This window comes from Streptomyces sp. NPDC046939 (assembly GCF_040644575.1).
Taxonomy (GTDB): Bacteria; Actinomycetota; Actinomycetes; order Streptomycetales; family Streptomycetaceae; genus Streptomyces.
In genome coordinates this window covers 114,863-130,931 of the sequence record NZ_JBEYWV010000023.1, presented here as the reverse complement: position 1 = coordinate 130,931, position 16,069 = coordinate 114,863, and the positions used below count along the sequence as shown (strand labels likewise).

The following is a 16,069-nucleotide window of genomic DNA, read 5'->3' as shown; positions in this document are numbered from 1 at the left end:
GAGGAAGCGTCGTCGTGAGCAGCAGGCCATCCCGAGGCGCTGCTCGCCTCGCAGCCATACTCGATGCACTCCCCGACGCGTTGGTGCTGGTCAACACCAACGGGACGGTGGTCAACGCCAACGCCATCGCCCTGGAGGCCTTCGAGGCACCGGGCACGGCCCTCGTCGGTCGCGGACTGCTCGATCTGCTGCCGGAGTTCGACTCCCGGCTGATCCCGGGCTCGATGCGCAGGCCCGGCACCGTCACCGACGAGCGCGGGCGGACGAAGCCGACGCGGATGATCGCCCGGCGGACCGACGGCACCGAGTTCCCCGTCGAGGTGACCAGCGCGAACGTGGCCGACGGCGCCCGGGACGCCGTCGACCCGTACAGCACGGGCGGCACCTCGTACAGCGGATCCGAGCTGCTGATGCTCGTCGTCCGCGATCTGTCGGGGACGCTCGACACCGAGGCGGAACTCGCCCGGTCGCAGCGGCAGACCGAGATGATCCTGCGCGCCGCCGCCGAGGGCGTCGTCGGCACCGACACGGACGGGCGGATCGTCCTCGTCAACCCGGCCGCCGCGCAGATCCTCGGCTTCCGCGCCAGCGATCTCGGCGGCCAGGAGCTGCACCCGCTCGTGCTGCACTCGCGCCCCGACGGCGAGCCGTTCCCGTACAACGAGTCGCCGCTCGCCGACACCCTGCGCTCCGGGCGCAAGCACCGCGTCCGCGGTCAGGTCCTTTGGAACAAGAAGGGCGAGAAGGTGCCCGTCGACATGACGACGGCGCCCGTGCGCGACGGTGACCAACTGGTCGGCGCCGTCATGACCTTCACCGACCGACGCCCGTACGAGAAGCTGGTCGTCGAGCACACCGAGGAGCTCGCCCGGCGCGACGAGGCCGCCGAGCAGGAGCGCGAGGAGCGCGCCGCCGAGCTGGCCCGGGTCCGCGAGGAGCTGGGCGCCGAACTCACCGCGACCCGCGAGGAGCTGCAGGCCGAGCTGGCCGCCGCGCGCGAGCAGCACGCCGAGGAGCTGTCCGCCGAGCGGGAGCGCGGCGCCGCGTTCGCCGAGCGGGAGAAGGACCGGTACGAGGAGCTGGCCGCCCGCCACTCCCAGCTGCTCGCCGTCCTCGGCCAGTCGCTGCGCGGGCCGCTCGACGAGCTGCGCGGCGAGCTGGGCCAGCTCGCCGCGGACGACGCCGGACAGTTGTGGCCCGAGGCCAATCAGGTCCTGCACCACCTGGCCGCCGGCTACTCCCGCATCACGACGCTCGTCGACAACGTGCTGGCCTACCAGCTCCTCGACGCGGGCGGCGAGCAGCTCGTCCGTACGCCGGTGATGCTGGACGCCGTCGTCGCCGCGGGTGTCGACGGGGCCGTGGAGCTGATCGGGCCCGGGCGCGTCCAGTTCGCCGTGCACGCGCCGCCGATCGAGGCCGAGGTCGACGCGGGCCGGCTCGCCACCGCGCTCGCGCACCTGATCGCCGACGTCGCCGGGATCGACGCCACGGGCAACGCGCGGGTGCCCGCGGGCGCCGGGTACGTCGACTCGACCGTCGTCGTGGCCGCGGCACAGCGCGGCGAGACCGTACGCATCGAGGTACGCGGCCCCTACGCGGGCGGCGACCCGGTGCACGAGCCGATCGTGCGGGGCATCGTCCGGGCGCACGGCGGTGTGCTCCAGACGCACGAGATGCCCGGCATGGGCGGCAGCGCGTACGTGCTTGAGGTGCCGATCGGCAGTGGCGCCGGGGTCGTCCAGGCTCCGGCCGAGCCGTACGCCGAACCCGTGGGCGAGCCGTACTCGCAGTCGGCCCCGAACCTTCCCGAGCAGGCCACGGCGGCCACGGGCGGCGGGCGGCGCCGGGCCAGGCGTGCCGCCGGGCCCTCGGTCGACTCGTTCCTGGACGGCAGGGAAGCGCAGGCGGAGAGCGGTCCTTCCGGTGGGACGGGCCGTCGGCGCGGGCGGCGCGCCGCCGAACCGGTCGGCGCGGCGGAGGGTGTCGAGCAGCCCGAGACTCCGGCGGCCGTGGCGGGCCCCGAGGGTCCCGGTGGCGGTACTGGGCGGCGCCGTGCGCGTGCCGTCGAGCCCGGTACGGCGGCGGAGGGTGCCGTGCTGACGGCGGCCGAACACGCGGCGGGCTCCCCGGCCCTGGGCCAGACGGTGCCGCCGCAGGGCGTGCCCGCGCCCACCGGCCGACGTGCCCGGCGCGCGGGTGACCAGGAGCAGGCGGCGCTGCCCGCGCTCCCGTCCGGTGGCGCGCGGGAGTCGGGGCCGAACCACGGCGAACTCGAACTGGCGGGCACGGGGGCCGGTGCCGGAACCGGGCAGCCCTCGGGGCGGCGGGCGCGGCGCGCGCTCGGTGCCGCGCAGGCCGTGACTGCCCCGGAGGAGGCCGCGGCGCCCCGTGAGGTGTTCGCGCTGCCGCCCGCGCAGGCCGACCGGGCGCCGGAGGCGGCAGCTCCCGGGCCCGTTCCGTTCGACGTGGCACCCACCGCTGCCCGGCTCGCTCCCGGTCCCGGGGGCGCCCCCGTCGACGTACAAACGAGTCAGGCCGACGCGGCCGACGCTGTCGATGTCGTTCAGCCAGGGGTCGGGCGGCGGCGCGGTGCGCCCCTTCCCGGTCCGGCGCAGGCGGGCGGCGCGCAGCCTCCCGCGACGGTGGACGAGGCCATGCAGCACGCCGCCGCCGCGGGGCTGCCGGTGGAGGACCACACGCCGCCGCAGCCGCATCCGGCGCAGAGCACGCCCGCGCAGGGGACGCCCGCCCCGTCCGGGCCGCCCCCGGAGAACGCGGCGCGGGCGCGTGCCGCCCAGCCGTTGCCCGCCGAGGCTCCACAGCAGCCGGCCGGTGACACCAACTCGACGCAGGGCCGCGCCTTCAGCGTGCGCACGCTCGGACAGGGGGTGCCGTTCGGTCGGCGCGCCGCTGACCAGCCGCGACACCCGCAGGGGAGCGCCCCGGCGCAGCCGCCCGCCCGTCCCGGCGCCACACCGCCACAAGGCGTGCCACAGGGTGTGCCGCAGGAGGGGCAGTCGCTGGGCGGTCAGCCGTCGCAGGGTGGCGGTTCGGGTCGGCGCCGCAAGCTGTCGACCGGTCCGGAGCAGAGCGACGCCGCCGAGCCGAAGACGCCGGGTCAGACCCCGCCGCGTGGCATCGGGCAGCCGCCGTCGCAGCCGCGCGGGGCGACGCCGCCCCCGGCGCGAGGTGCGACCGCGCGACCGCATCCGCAGCCGCAACCGCCTCTGCTTCCGCCGAACGCCTCCGAGGGCCTGGGCCGCTCCTACGCGATCGGCGCGCCCGCCCAGGACGCCGACGAGGGGCCCGAGCCGCTGGACGGCCCGGGCGGTGCCGTCGAGGTCACCACGAGGCCGCAGCCGCAGCCCATGGACGACGAGCTGCCCCCGGAACCGCTCGACAACCCGCGCCGGCTCCTCGTGTGGCCCGCGCCGGACGTGACGACGCAGCAGGCGCTCAGCGAACGCGGCTACCGTCCGGTGACCGTGCACTCGCGCGAGGAGGTCGACGCGCAGATCGCCGCGTTCCCGGCCGCGCTGTTCGTGGACCCGCTGACCGGGCCGATCACGCGCACCGCGCTGCAGTCCTTGCGCCAGGCCGCCGTCGCGGCCGAGGTACCGGTCCTGGTGACCGCGGGCCTCGGTCAGGCGACGCGCGAGGCCGCGTACGGGGCCGATCCCGCCGTGCTGCTCAAGGCGCTGGCGCCACGCGACAGCGAGCAGCACCCGCCACGAGTCCTGCTCATCGAAGAGCACGAGGAGATCGCGCTGGCGCTGACCGCCACGCTGGAGCGGCGCGGGATGCAGGTGGCGCGGGCGTCGAGCGACGCGGACGCGGTCACGCTGGCGGGCCAGATGCGGCCGAACCTGGTGGTCATGGATCTGCTCCAGGTACGGCGTCGGCGCGCGGGCATCATCGACTGGCTGCGGGCGAACGGGCAGCTCAACCGCACGCCCCTCGTCGTCTACACGGCCGCCGTCGACCACGCCGATCTGCCGCGGCTCGCGGCGGGGGAGACGGTGCTGTTCCTGGCGGAGCGCTCGACGAGCAGCGAGGTGCAGAGCCGGATCGTGGATCTGCTGGCGCGGATCGGCACCAACTGACGACTGAGGGCCGCCCGTTGCGGGCGGCCCTCGTTTCACGTGAAACAGCGCGCTGAGAAACAGCGGTTGCTCAGAGCTGGGTGACGGCCAGCTCCCCGTCGGCGTACTGCTTGCGCAGGACCTTCTTGTCGAACTTGCCGACGCTGGTCTTCGGAACCGCCGGGATGATGGTCCAGCGCTCGGGCAACTGCCACTTGGCGACCTTCTCGGCGAGGAACGCGCGGAGCGTCTCGAAGTCGGCGCTCGCCCCTTCCTTCAGCACGACAGTGGCGAGAGGCCGCTCGCCCCATTTGTCGTCCGGGACGGCGACGACGGCGGCCTCGGCGACATCCGGGTGCGACATCAGCGCATTCTCCAGTTCGACGCTGGAGATCCACTCGCCGCCGGACTTGATGACGTCCTTCGCGCGGTCGGTGAGGGTGAGGTAGCCGTCGGGGCTGATGGTGCCGACGTCGCCGGTCTTCAACCAGCCGTCCTCGCTGAACTTGTCGGCGGGCCGCTGCGGCTCCCCGTCCACACCGCCGTAGTACGCGCCCGCGATCCAGTTGCCCCGGACCTCCAGCTCACCCGCGGACTTGCCGTCCCAGGGCAGGATCTCGCCGCCGGGGCCGCTCAGCCGCGCCTCGACACCGGCCGGGAAGCGGCCCTGCGTGAGCCGGTACGCGAACTCCTCCTCGCTGCCGGGCTCCACCCCGGCCGGGGGCCGCGACACCGTGCCGAGCGGCGACGTCTCCGTCATGCCCCAGGCGTGACAGACGCGCATGCCGAGGTCGTCGAACGCCTTCATCAGGGACGGCGGACAGGCGGAGCCGCCGATGGTGACCTGAGTGAGCGTGGAGACGTCACGCGGCTTGGCCGTCAGCTCGGCGAGCAGGCCCTGCCAGATGGTGGGGACGGCGGCGGCGTGCGTGGGGCGCTCGGCCTCGATCATCTCGGCGAGCGGCCCGGGCTGCAGGAAGCGGTCCGGCATCAACATGTTCACGCCGGTCATGAAGGTGGCGTGCGGCAGCCCCCACGCGTTCACGTGAAACTGCGGGACGACGACGAGCGAGGTGTCGGAGTCGGTCAGGCCCATCGACTGGGCCATGTTCACCTGCATGGAGTGCAGGTAGATCGAACGGTGCGAGTAGACGACGCCCTTCGGGTCCCCCGTGGTGCCGGAGGTGTAGCACATGGCGGCGGCCCGCCGTTCGTCCAGCTCGGGCCAGTCGTACGTGTCCGGCTTCCCCGCGATCAGCTCCTCGTACTCGTGGACCTGCGCACCGGCGCCCTCCAGGACCGAGCGGTCGCCGGGGCCGGAGACGACGACGTGCTCGACCGTCGTCAGGCCGGGCAGCAGCGGCGCCAGCAGCGGCAGCAGGGAACCGTTGACGATGATCACGCGGTCGGCCGCGTGGTTCACGATCCACGACAACTGCTGCGCGGGCAGCCGCAGGTTCAGCGTGTGCAGGACGGCACCCATCGCGGGGACGGCGAAGTAGGCCTCGACGTGCTCGGCGTTGTTCCACATGAGGGTCGCGACACGATCGTCGTCACGCACCCCGAGGTCGTCCTTGAGCGCGTGCGCGAGCTGGGCCACGCGGGCTCCCACCTCGGCGAACGTACGGCGGTGCGGCTCGCCCTCGCCCGTCCATGTGGTGATCCGCGAGGCGCCGTGCACACGCACCCCGTGGGTGAGGAGACGAGTGACGGTCAGCGGTACGTCCTGCATCGTGCTCAGCACGGCGTCCTCCCGGTGGGCGCTACGGAGCAGTAGGGTTCCGCCGATTCTCACTGCATACCAGGCGGTATGTCACTAGTCCCGGGAATGATCGATCAGCGCACCCGTCGCTCCCGCACCGCGCTCAACTGTGCACGGGCCGCAGCTCAGGGTCTTCGCGGAGCTTGCCGAGCGCCCGCGACACCGCGCTCTTGACGGTGCCGATGGAGACCCCGAGCACCTCCGCCGTCTGCGCCTCACTCAGATCCTCGTAGTACCGCAGGACGACCATCGCCCGCTGCCGGGCCGGCAGCCTCGTGACGGCGCGCCACATCGCGTCGTGCAACGCCTGCTGCTCGGCCGGGTCCGCGGCCACCGGGGTCGCGGGCTCCGGCAGCTCATCGCAGACGAACTCGTCGACCTTGCGCTTGCGCCACTGCGAGGTACGCGTGTTCAGCAGCGCCCTGCGCACATACCCGTCGAGCGCCCGGTGGTCCTCGATCCGTTCCCAGGCCACATACGTCTTCGCCAGCGCCGTCTGCAACAGGTCCTCGGCGTCGCTCGGGTTCGCGGTCAGCGACCGGGCCGTACGCAACAGCACGGGCTGGCGCGCCCGTACGTACGAGGCGAAGGACGGGTACGCCGACTGCCCGGGGTGGGCGGCGGGCGCGGCGTGCGCGCCGTGCGCCGGCTGCGCGGCGCGCGTCCCCGCCGGGGTTCGCGTCGCCGACTTCGATGCGCTGGTGCAGACAGGCGCCAGGGTTGCGGTCATGGCTCCACGCTATGAGCGGGCCCCACTCCCGCGGATCGGCCGGAGGTCCCGAAGCCGCGTCCGCCTCAGGTTGTACGAGGGGTGGTGTCCCCACCTCCTGAAGGTGGAGGACGGGGTGAGGTCCCCTGGGGGTTCAGCCCTGAGAACCGCGCGGGGGCTTGGCCTTGAGAACCGCTCCAGGGCTCGGCCCTGAGTACCGAGCGGGCTCAGTCCTGAGAACCGCACGAGGTCTCAGGACTGAGAACCGCGCCAGGGGCGTGCGCCCACGGGGGCCCGCCACGGGATGTGTCCACGGACTCGCCCACGGAACCCCTCCCCGGGGCTCTCCCACGGGACGACCGGCACGGTCACCTCCCGCTCACCCGATCCGCGCCACCGGGGCGCTCACCAGGTTCCGGTCGATCACCATGGTGCGGCCGCCGTGCCGCTCCTTCACGTTCCCCGCGTACTGGTGGATCCTGCGCTGCGGATGCCAGGCGTACCTGTCCAGCGAGGGCTCCTGGTACAGATGGGGCTTCCGGTGCCAGCGGGCGAACCACATCACCGCCGGCAGATCCCGCACCCCCGCCCGCCGCGCGAGCTCCATGTGCCGCACGCCCGAGTCGGCGCTGCTGTAGAACCCCGGTACGTAGCCGTACCGTCGCACCTCCCTGTTCCAGGCCCGCACGAACGACAGCGTCGTATGCGCGCACGACCGGTTCCGGTAGTTGTAGGTCTCCATGTCCAGATAGAGCGGGCTGTACCGCGCGATGGCGACCGCCGCCGCGCTGCGCACCGCGTCCCTCCCCTCCTGCGCCCCCTGCCGCCACGGGTACTTCCCGATCCGCACCCCCTTCTTGTGCTGTGCCACGACGCAGGGCGACTGCGACCCCACGTACACCGGCAGCACCCCCCACCCCATGGTGTCCACCCGCCGCATCCAGTTCCGGGTCAACTCCGGCTGGCTCCGGCACGCTCGTCCCCGGCCCCCGAAGTAGACGCCGACCGCGCGATAGTCGGAGGCCCGCCAGCGCCCCATGGTGTCCAGCGACGGCGTCCGGCACACGTCGAACGCCCAGCCGGTGAGGGTACGCACTTCGGGGCCCCATGCTTTGGGCGTGGTGGCTGCCGGTGCTCCGTGCGTGGTGGCGGCTGTCGGCGTTCCGTCCGCCGCCGCTGTCGTCGGCAGCGCGCCGAGGCCCAGGACGAGTCCCACAAGTCCAATGATCATCTTTTGCCGATCCATGGACCGAGTGAAGGGGCCGTCCCCACACGCGTCCCGGGGACACGCGACCCGTTCAGCCGTCCGCCCGCAGAATCAGACCCGATGTGGGGACGCCGGTGCCCGCGGTGACCAGAGCCGTGGCCGCGCCCGATATCTGGTTCACGGCGGTACCCCGCATCTGCCGCGCCCCCTCCGCTATGCCGTTCATCCCATGCAGATAGGCCTCCCCGAGCTGGCCACCGTGCGTGTTCATCGGCAACCGTTCCTCCGCCACGAACCCGGCCGCCTCACCAGGTGCGCAGAACCCGAACTCCTCCAGTTGCATCAGCACGAACGGCGTGAAGTGGTCGTACAGGATCCCCACGTCCACGTCACCGGGCCCCATCCCTGCCGTCCGCCACAGTTGCCGCGCCACCACGCCCATCTCGGGCAGCCCCGTCAGATCGTCCCGGTAGAAACTGGTCATCTGCTCCTGCGCCCGGCCCGCCCCCTGCGCCGCGGCGGCGATCACCACGGGCGCCCGCGGCAGATCACGGGCTCGCTCGACACTGGTGACGACGATCGCCTGCCCCCCATCCGTCTCCTGGCAACAATCGAGCAACCTCAACGGCTCGACGATCCACCGTGACGCCGCATGATCGGCGAGAGTGATCGGCCTGCCGTAGAAGTACGCGGCCGGGTTCGTCGCCGCGTACTTGCGGTCCACCACCGCGACGTGGCCGAACACCTCCGGGGTCAGACCGAACGCGTGCAGATATCTCTGCGCCGCCATCGCCACCCAGGACGCCGGGGTCAGCAGCCCGAACGGCAGGTTCCACCCGAGCGCCGCGCCCTCCGCCGACGGTTCCCGGTGCTGCACGCCCGAGCCGAACCGTCTGCCCGACCGCTCATTGAACGCCCGATAACAAACCACCACGTCGGCCACACCGGCGGCGACCGCCAGCGCTGCCTGCTGCACGGTGGCGCACGCCGCGCCGCCGCCGTAGTGCACACGCGAGAAGAAGGACAGCTCCCCCATCCCCGTCGCCTGCGCCACGGTGATCTCCGGGTTGGTGTCCATGGTGAAGGTCACCAGGCCGTCCACATCGGCGGGGGAGAGGCCCGCGTCGTCGAGCGCCGCGTGCACCGCTTCCACGGCGAGCTTCAGCTCACTGCGCCCGGAGTCCTTAGAGAACTCGGTGGCCCCTATCCCCACGACGGCCGCCTTCCCGCCCAGCCGATCCTTGCCGCGCACGCTCATGGCAGGCTCTCCTCGGGGCGGGGTGGGGTAGGCAGGGCGGGCACGGTGAGGGTCACGTGGCCGGTGACGTGGGTACCGAGGCGGTTCCTGCCGGTGACCTGTATGTGGACCGTGGATGTGGGTGCGGGCTCGGATCCGGGTCCGGGTCCGGTTGTTGTGGGTGGAATCGGCGCCGCGGTCTCGGGCTCGGGCCCGGTCTCGGGCTCGGGCCCGGTCTCGGGCTCGGGCTCGGGCTCGGGCTCGGGCCCGGTCTCGGGCTCGGGCTCGGGCTCGGCACCGGGCTCGGGCTCGGGCTCGGCACCGGGCTCGGTACCGGTACCGGTCCTGGTCCTGGTCCCGGTCCCGGTCCCGGTCCGGGACATGGTTGCGGGCGTGTCCCCCCTGCTCTCCGCCCCCGCTCCTATGACCTCCGTGACAGTCCCGGTCAGCACCATCGTGTCCCCGGGGTAATTGGGCACCCCGAGCCGTATCGCCACCTTTCTCAGTACTGCCGCGGGCCCGAAGTGGTCCGTGATGTAGCGGCCCACCAGCCCGTTGGTCGTGAGGATGTTCATGAAGATGTCGGGCGAGCCCTTCTCGCGGGCCAGCTCGGCGTCGTGGTGCACGTCCTGGAAGTCGCGGGACGCGATCGCCCCGGCCACGATCAACGTCCGGGTGATCGGGATCTCCAGCGGCGGCAACTCCGCACCCGCCCTCATCAGTGCCTCGCTCAGCACCCCGGCCCCGCTCATACGCGCTCCCCTTCCGCCCGGAACACGGGCAGCTCGTACTCCTCGTCCACGCGCAGGAACTCGAGCCGCACCGGCATACCGATGCGCACCTTCTCGGGGGGCACCCCGGTGACGTTGCTGACGATGCGTACGCCTTCGGCAAGCTCGATCAGGCCCACCGCGTACGGCGGATCGAAAGCGGGGAAGGGCGGGTGATGCATGACGACGTAGCTGAAGACCGTGCCCTCGCCGCTCGCCTGGACCGTGTCCCACTCCTGGCCGCCGCACGCGTTGCACCCCGGCAGCCAGGGGAAGCGCAGTGTGCCGCAGTCGCCGCAGCGCTGGATGAGGAGACGGTGGGCGGCCACGCCGTCCCAGAACCCGGCGTTGTCCCGGTTCACGACGGGGCGAGGGCGCGCGCTTCTCGACCTTTCCGGGGCCCTGGGCGCAGGTGGGTCCGCGCCGCGTCGCCGCGGCGCGTACTTCAGGATCCGAAAGCGATGTGTCCCGGCGAGTTCTCCTCCTGCCCGGACGTCCATCCGTGTCGTGACGAAGTGCCCTTCCCCGAGCTTCGTCTTCTTCAGCGGTGACACCGACTCGATCACCGCGTCGAAAGTGATCGAGTCGCCGGGCCGCAGCGGACGTACGTACTCCTGCTCGCAGTCGGTGGCGACCACCGAGGTGTACCCGGCGCCGTCGAGGAGGGCGAGCAGATCGTCGTAGGCTCCCGTCCGCCCCGCGTACCCGGACAGGCCCGCCATCGTCCACACCTGCAGCATCGTCGGCGGCGCTATGGCGTCCGGCCCCTCGTACGCGGGATTGGTGTCGCCCATGGCCTCGCACCAGTGCCGGATCATCGGCGCGTTCACCGGGTCCCTGCCCTCGCCGGCCGTTGCGGCGGCCAACCCCTCGAACGCCCGCAGCCCCTCGTAGGACAGCGTCTCCCCCTGCGCCTCTGCCTCCGCCGCCATGCCGCTCACCGCCTTCCCCGCCTGCCCACCCGCTGACATATCTGGTACACCGCAGCCGCCGATTCGGTTCCCACGAACTTCAACGCCGTCGACGCGAGTTCCTGACTGTCCGTCAGCTCGTGTACAAGTGTCAAGGGAGAACGACCACACACCTGCGCGGCGGCGCCGAAGCACCGCCGCGCAGACTGTCACGCACCCCGAGGAAGGCCCCTGCCGTCAGGGACCGTCAGCTCACCAGAGCTGGGAGAAGTTCACCACGTAGTGCGCGTTGTTCTGTTCGATGGCCGTGAACGCGGATCCAGTGACCTGCGCGGTGTTGTTCTGGTTGGAGGCGCCGGTACCGACGGCCTGCTGCTGTGTGGTGGACGAGTTGCCGTTGTTGTTGTGGCCGACCCCGCTGCCACTGACCGTCGCCACCCCCGCGTTCGATCCGTTGTCCGCGAACGAGCCGTTGTCGGCCGTCGCCACCCCGGAGAACAGGACCGCGGCGAGGGGCAGGGCGGCGGTGGTGGCGAACACGCGAGCAGTACGGATGGAAGCCATGTTTTTCCTCCAGAAGGGCGGTACTCCGGGGCCCGGACGGATATCCGGCGCCCGGTAAGTACGGGAAGCCTCAGGGCAGTTGGCCGACCGCCCCGGTGATCTGCACGACGTCGCGAGACCAGAGTTGCCCACCGGATCTCCACCGAACCACCCCGTTCATCGCTTTTCCCTCGCAAGCGTGAGGACATATCGATAAACCTGCTTCTGTCCTACATAGCGCCATTTCCTCGCCCCCACGCCTCGCCAAGCGATCAACACCCAGCGCTCCCAAGCGAGGAAGCGTTTCGGCACATTTTTGATAAATCAGCCCTCGCCCGGCCCACCCCCCTTCCCTCCTTCGAACACTCGTACGAAAATAGGGTCATGGCCCCCACCGACCGGCACTCCCCGCCACACGTTCCGACCGCGTCCCCGGCGACCCTGGCTCTCGCGCACGCCCTGTCCGCCGCCACGCGCGGGTTCGCCGTCTTCCCGCTCTCCCGCACCAAGCTCCCGGCGCTGCCCTCACCCCACCGCTACGACCCTCCGACGGCGCCGCGCTGCCATGGTGAGTGCGGCCTGGCGGGCCATGGGGTGTACGACGCGACGACCGATCCGAACCGCATCCGGGCACTGTTCGCCGCCGCGCCCAGGGCGACCGGGTACGGCATCGCCTGCGGCCTCCCCCCGCACCACCTGATCGGTGTCGACCTGGACACCAAGGCCGGTACGAACTCCTCCGCCTCCCTGCGTGAGCTGGCTTTACGGCACCTCTTCACGATCCCCGACACGGTCGTCGTGGCCACGCCGAGCGGTGGCCGGCACCTGTGGCTGTCCGGGCCGCCTCACGTCGTGGTGCCCAACTCCGCGGGCCGTCTCGCCCCGGGCATCGACATCCGCGGTGCCGGCGGTTACCTGGTCGGGCCCGGCTCCCGTACCGAACACGGCGTCTACGCGACAGTGCCCGGCACCGCCCATCTGTCGCCCGCGCCCTGCCCACCGGCGCTCCTCCGGCTGCTCGCGCCCCCGCCGCGCCCGCACCACCCCGACCCCGGCCGGCCGGGCCAGCACGGCCTGGGCCTCGTCCAGTTCGTCCTCGGCGCTCACGAAGGGCAGCGCAACACGCGCCTGTTCTGGGCCGCCTGCCGCGCCTACGAGAGCGGCCTCGGCGGCACCCTCACCGAGTCCCTGGTGGACGCCGCGATCCGCACGGGTCTGACGGAACGGGAGGCCCGCTCGACGATCGCCTCGGCAGCACGCCTGACAGCGAACAGGTAGTACCTGTCGAGCGTTCGCCCGCCCCTCAGGCCGTTTCGCCGCGCAGAAGGGCGGTCACGCGCTCCCGCGACCAGTGCCCTGCCGCACCCGGACAGGCCGCAAGGTAGGCCGCGATCTCCGCGACGGTCCACGTGTGCGCGGCAAGGAGCCCGGTCGCCAGAAAACGGAGATAGCCGCTGGACGGCGCCACCCACGGAACGTCGTCCCCACTCCACGGAGCGGTGAAGGTCAGCACAGGCGCCCCGCCGATCCGGCCCGCGCAGACCAGCGTCTCGTACCGCCCCGGGCCGACGACCGCGCGGCCGGTGGTCACCGCCTCGCCCAGATCGAGGTCGGCGCCCGGCTCCCGGTACATCTCCTGGGCGGCAATGTCGGCGAACTGCCGCGCCGTCACCAGGTGCGCCCTGGCGAGCACCCGCCCCGTCATCCCAGGGTCGTAGAACGCGCGTCCCCCTCCCCACACCGGGGACTCGGTCGCGAAGTACAGCCCTCCCGCCAGTTCGACCGGCAGCGTATGGGCGGGCATCGCGGTGTCCCGACAACCGGGATACGTCCGCGCAGCCCCCGCCGGACGGCCGCCCTGGATGTACGCGGCGAGCCGGTCGAGGTGCATGTTCGAACCGTACGAGGCGTACCAGACCCGCTCAGGGCTGCTGTCGCCCGGCAGGGCGGGGTCGATGATCCGCGGGACGTCCCTCACGTTGCGCGCCCACTCCTGCCGCGTCCGGCCCGCGCCGCACGGCGCATGACGAAGGCCCCTGACCGATGGTGCTGGTCAGGGGCCTCGACGTGCGCGGTGGGTGTGGGATTTGAACCCACGGTGACTCGCGCCACGACGGTTTTCAAGACCGTTCCCTTAGGCCGCTCGGGCAACCCACCCCGCGCCCCAGGAAGCCGTCGAGCGGCGACGTGGTGGCGCGGGGACCAGGGTAGCGGGTCCGGGAACGGGGGCGGTCAGCTGTCGCCCTTGCGTTCGCCCAACGTCACGTTCGTGGTGCGCTCGTGGCCGTCACGCGTGTACGTGAGCTTCACGGTGTCGCCCGGCTTGTGCGTCCAGATCTGGCCGATCAGGGTCGGGCCGGAATCGATCACGGAGTCGTCCAGCTTGGTGATGACGTCGCCGGGCTTCAGGCCCGCCTTGTCCGCCGGGCCGTTCGCCGTGACCGCCGCCGAGCCGCTCGCGCCCTGCTCGGTGATCTTCGCGCCGCCGGTGCCCTCCTCCAGGGAGACCGAGGCGCCGATCACCGGGTAGACCGGCTGACCGGTCTTGATGAGCTGCGTAGCGACCATCTTGGCCTGGTTGATCGGGATGGCGAAGCCGAGGCCGATCGAACCGGCCTGGCCCGAGCCGCCGCCCAGGCCGCCGCTGGAGGCGGACTGGATGGCCGAGTTGATGCCGATCACGTTGCCGTTGCCGTCGAGGAGCGGGCCGCCGGAGTTGCCCGGGTTGATCGACGCGTCGGTCTGCAGGGCGCTCATGTAGGACGCCTTGCTGCTGCCCGAGCCGTCGCTGGAGGCCACCGGGCGGTCCTTCGCCGAGACGATGCCCGTGGTCACCGTGTTCGACAGGCCGAAGGGCGCGCCGATCGCGATGGTCGAGTCGCCGACGGCCACCTTGTCGGAGTCGCCGAGCGTGAGGGGCTTGAGGTCGTTCGGCGCGTTCTTCAGCTTGATGACGGCGACGTCGTAGCCCTGCGCGTTGCCGATGACCTCGGCGTCGTACTTCTTGCCGTTGGAGAACGTGGCCGACAGCTTGCCGCCGTCGACGGCCTCCGCCACCACGTGGTTGTTGGTGAGGATGTGGCCCTGCTTGTCGTAGACGAAGCCCGTGCCGGTGCCGCCCTCGCCGTTGTTGCCCTCGGCCTCGATGGTGACCGTGCTGGGCAGCGCCCTGGCCGCCACGTTCGCGACGGTGCCGGGGTCGCGCTTGAGGTCGGCCGGGTTGGAGGCCGAGACGGTCGTCGAGCCGGTGCCCGCGTTGTCGTCGCGCTCCGCCGCCCAGTAGCCGACGCCACCTCCCACCGCGCCCGCGATCAGGGCCGCCGCGATGACCCCCGCGAGCAGTCCGCCGCGCCGGCCGCCCGGCTTGGGCTGCGGCGGCTGGTAGGAGGCGCCCCAGGTGTGGTTGCCGCCGCCACCGCCCGCGTACGACGGGACCGCCGGAGGCGGAGGGGGCCACTCACCGGCGGGCGCGGGCCCCGCCGAGGGACCCGGGCCGCCCTCGGTGCCGACCGCCCCATGATCCGCGGGCGCAGTGTGCCCAGGCGCGGGCGGGGTCTGTGCGGCGGGAGCAGCGGGAGCGTCCACCGGCACGGGAGGTGCGGACGGGGCCGGGGGGACCGCAGTGCCCTCGTTCTCGGTGCTCACAGCTTTCTCTCCTCGATCCACGGCTGTCGTCGCCGGTCCGGAACGGGTGGCGTTCGTCCTTGAGCGCCGCTCCGCTCGACCTCGTACGGTCTTCACAGCGGCACTCGGGCAGCCACTGTCACTCGTATTACCGGCATGGTCCTGTCACGAACCAGTTGTATGGCCAGTTGTGCAGTTGTACGCGGTCAGCTTTTCCCACCGGCCGTCAGGGCACCATAAGGCGTTCCTGTGCGTCCGCTGCCATCCTTTATGCCGGGCGAAACGGACGCATCCGCTGGGCCGAACTTTCTCGCCGCCCACGCGCGCGGTGGCACCATGACGCGGTGACCCACGCACGACAGCAACACATCCAGGTCGTCGCCCACCGCGGTGCCTCGCAGGACGCCCCCGAGCACACGCTGGCCGCGTACAAGAAGGCGATCGAGGACGGCGCCGACGCCCTCGAGTGCGACGTACGGCTCACGGCGGACGGCCATCTCGTCTGTGTCCACGACCGTCGCGTCAACCGTACGTCGAACGGTCGCGGGGCCGTCTCGGCCCTGGAACTCGCGGACCTGGCCACCCTCGACTTCGGCTCCTGGAAGGACCTGAGGGATCTGAAGGGCCTCAAGGGCAGCCGGCCACTGGAGGAGAGTCCCGACTGGGCGGGAAACACGGCCGACACCTCCGTACTGACCCTGGAGCGGCTGCTCGAACTGGTCGTGGACGCCGGACGCCGCGTCGAGCTGGCCATCGAGACCAAGCACCCCACCAGGTGGGCCGGGCAGGTCGAGGAGCGGCTGCTGCTCCTGCTCAAGCGGTTCGGCCTGGACGCGCCGCCGCCGGACGAGCCCTCGCAGGTGCGCGTGATGAGTTTTTCGGCCCGCTCCCTGTTGCGCGTCCAGGAGGCATCGCCGACCCTGCCGACGGTCTATCTGATGCAGTTCGTCTCGCCCCGCCACCGCGAGGGGCGCCTGCCCCGGGGCGTGCGGATCGCGGGCCCCGGCATCCGGATCGTGCGCAGTCATCCCGCGTACATCGAGAAGCTCACGCGCGCGGGGCACCAGGTGCACGTGTGGACGGTGAACGAGCCCGAGGATGTCGACCTCTGTGTCCGCCTCGGGGTGGACGCGATCATCACCAACCGGCCCGCGGCCGTCCTGGACCACCTCGGCCGGGGATGATTTCCGGCCACCTTCCCGCCGCTTCGTCACAGGGAGT

Annotated in this window: 11 protein-coding genes, 1 tRNA gene and 1 pseudogene; 3 read left to right on the top strand and 10 right to left on the bottom strand. The window is 72.1% G+C overall.

The features are described from left to right. Positions 1-14 precede the first annotated feature (14 nt). Positions 15-4,106 (top strand): PAS domain-containing protein, encoded by a 4,092-nt coding sequence (locus tag ABZ877_RS24885; protein WP_361074820.1) that lies wholly within the window; start codon positions 15-17, stop codon positions 4,104-4,106. Between the two features lie 70 nt (positions 4,107-4,176). Here ABZ877_RS24885 and ABZ877_RS24880 read toward each other — a convergent pair whose 3' ends face one another. From ABZ877_RS24880 to ABZ877_RS24850, 7 genes and pseudogenes are all read right to left on the bottom strand, one after another. Next, the gene (locus tag ABZ877_RS24880; protein ID WP_361074818.1) at positions 4,177-5,829 is read right to left on the bottom strand and encodes a long-chain fatty acid--CoA ligase; all 1,653 of its coding nucleotides are present in this window, start codon (positions 5,827-5,829) and stop codon (positions 4,177-4,179) included. Positions 5,830-5,950: 121 nt separating this feature from the next. Next, positions 5,951-6,577, bottom strand: coding sequence for a SigE family RNA polymerase sigma factor (locus ABZ877_RS24875; protein ID WP_361074816.1), 627 nt, complete (start codon positions 6,575-6,577; stop codon positions 5,951-5,953). Between the two features lie 358 nt (positions 6,578-6,935). Then, on the bottom strand, positions 6,936-7,787 hold the full coding sequence (locus ABZ877_RS24870; RefSeq protein ID WP_361074814.1) for a DUF1906 domain-containing protein: 852 nt from the start codon (positions 7,785-7,787) through the stop codon (positions 6,936-6,938). A gap of 67 nt (positions 7,788-7,854) precedes the next feature. Continuing rightward, positions 7,855-9,021 (bottom strand): lipid-transfer protein, encoded by a 1,167-nt coding sequence (locus tag ABZ877_RS24865; protein ID WP_361074812.1) that lies wholly within the window; start codon positions 9,019-9,021, stop codon positions 7,855-7,857. A gap of 404 nt (positions 9,022-9,425) precedes the next feature. Continuing rightward, positions 9,426-9,719: pseudogene (locus ABZ877_RS24860) on the bottom strand (acyl dehydratase); the annotation flags it as partial. Positions 9,720-9,748: 29 nt separating this feature from the next. Continuing rightward, positions 9,749-10,702 carry a bifunctional MaoC family dehydratase N-terminal/OB-fold nucleic acid binding domain-containing protein gene (locus ABZ877_RS24855; RefSeq protein ID WP_361074810.1) on the bottom strand — a complete coding sequence of 318 codons (954 nt, stop codon included), beginning with the start codon at positions 10,700-10,702 and terminating at the stop codon, positions 9,749-9,751. A 231-nt stretch (positions 10,703-10,933) separates the two neighbouring features. Continuing rightward, positions 10,934-11,245 carry a hypothetical protein gene (locus ABZ877_RS24850; protein WP_361074808.1) on the bottom strand — a complete coding sequence of 104 codons (312 nt, stop codon included), beginning with the start codon at positions 11,243-11,245 and terminating at the stop codon, positions 10,934-10,936. A gap of 363 nt (positions 11,246-11,608) precedes the next feature. Between ABZ877_RS24850 and ABZ877_RS24845 the strand changes: the two genes are divergently transcribed. Continuing rightward, on the top strand, positions 11,609-12,502 hold the full coding sequence (locus ABZ877_RS24845; RefSeq protein WP_361074807.1) for a bifunctional DNA primase/polymerase: 894 nt from the start codon (positions 11,609-11,611) through the stop codon (positions 12,500-12,502). 25 nt (positions 12,503-12,527) lie between these two features. Here the strand turns inward: ABZ877_RS24845 and ABZ877_RS24840 are convergent, their stop codons facing one another. From ABZ877_RS24840 to ABZ877_RS24830, 3 genes are all read right to left on the bottom strand, one after another. Then, complete coding sequence (locus ABZ877_RS24840; RefSeq protein WP_361074805.1) at positions 12,528-13,202, bottom strand: histone deacetylase; 675 nt, start codon at positions 13,200-13,202, stop codon at positions 12,528-12,530. A 94-nt stretch (positions 13,203-13,296) separates the two neighbouring features. After that, positions 13,297-13,381, bottom strand: a tRNA-Ser gene (locus ABZ877_RS24835). Positions 13,382-13,456: 75 nt separating this feature from the next. Beyond that, complete coding sequence (locus tag ABZ877_RS24830) at positions 13,457-14,869, bottom strand: trypsin-like peptidase domain-containing protein (RefSeq protein WP_361074803.1); 1,413 nt, start codon at positions 14,867-14,869, stop codon at positions 13,457-13,459. 323 nt (positions 14,870-15,192) lie between these two features. On the opposite strand from ABZ877_RS24830, the gene ABZ877_RS24825 reads away from it, so the two are divergent. Next, a complete protein-coding gene (locus ABZ877_RS24825; protein WP_361074801.1) occupies positions 15,193-16,032 on the top strand; it encodes a glycerophosphodiester phosphodiesterase in 840 nt (279 codons plus the stop codon). Positions 16,033-16,069: the final 37 nt, after the last annotated feature.

Excerpts from the sequence above, each read along its gene's own strand:
- ABZ877_RS24875 (WP_361074816.1), bottom strand. The coding sequence starts at position 6,577 with ATGACCGCAACCCTGGCGCCTGTCTGCACCAGCGCATCGAAGTCGGCG.
- ABZ877_RS24870 (WP_361074814.1), bottom strand. The coding sequence starts at position 7,787 with ATGATCATTGGACTTGTGGGACTCGTCCTGGGCCTCGGCGCGCTGCCG.
- ABZ877_RS24865 (WP_361074812.1), bottom strand. The coding sequence starts at position 9,021 with ATGAGCGTGCGCGGCAAGGATCGGCTGGGCGGGAAGGCGGCCGTCGTG.
- ABZ877_RS24855 (WP_361074810.1), bottom strand. The coding sequence starts at position 10,702 with ATGGCGGCGGAGGCAGAGGCGCAGGGGGAGACGCTGTCCTACGAGGGG.
- ABZ877_RS24850 (WP_361074808.1), bottom strand. The coding sequence starts at position 11,245 with ATGGCTTCCATCCGTACTGCTCGCGTGTTCGCCACCACCGCCGCCCTG.
- ABZ877_RS24845 (WP_361074807.1), top strand. The coding sequence starts at position 11,609 with ATGGCCCCCACCGACCGGCACTCCCCGCCACACGTTCCGACCGCGTCC.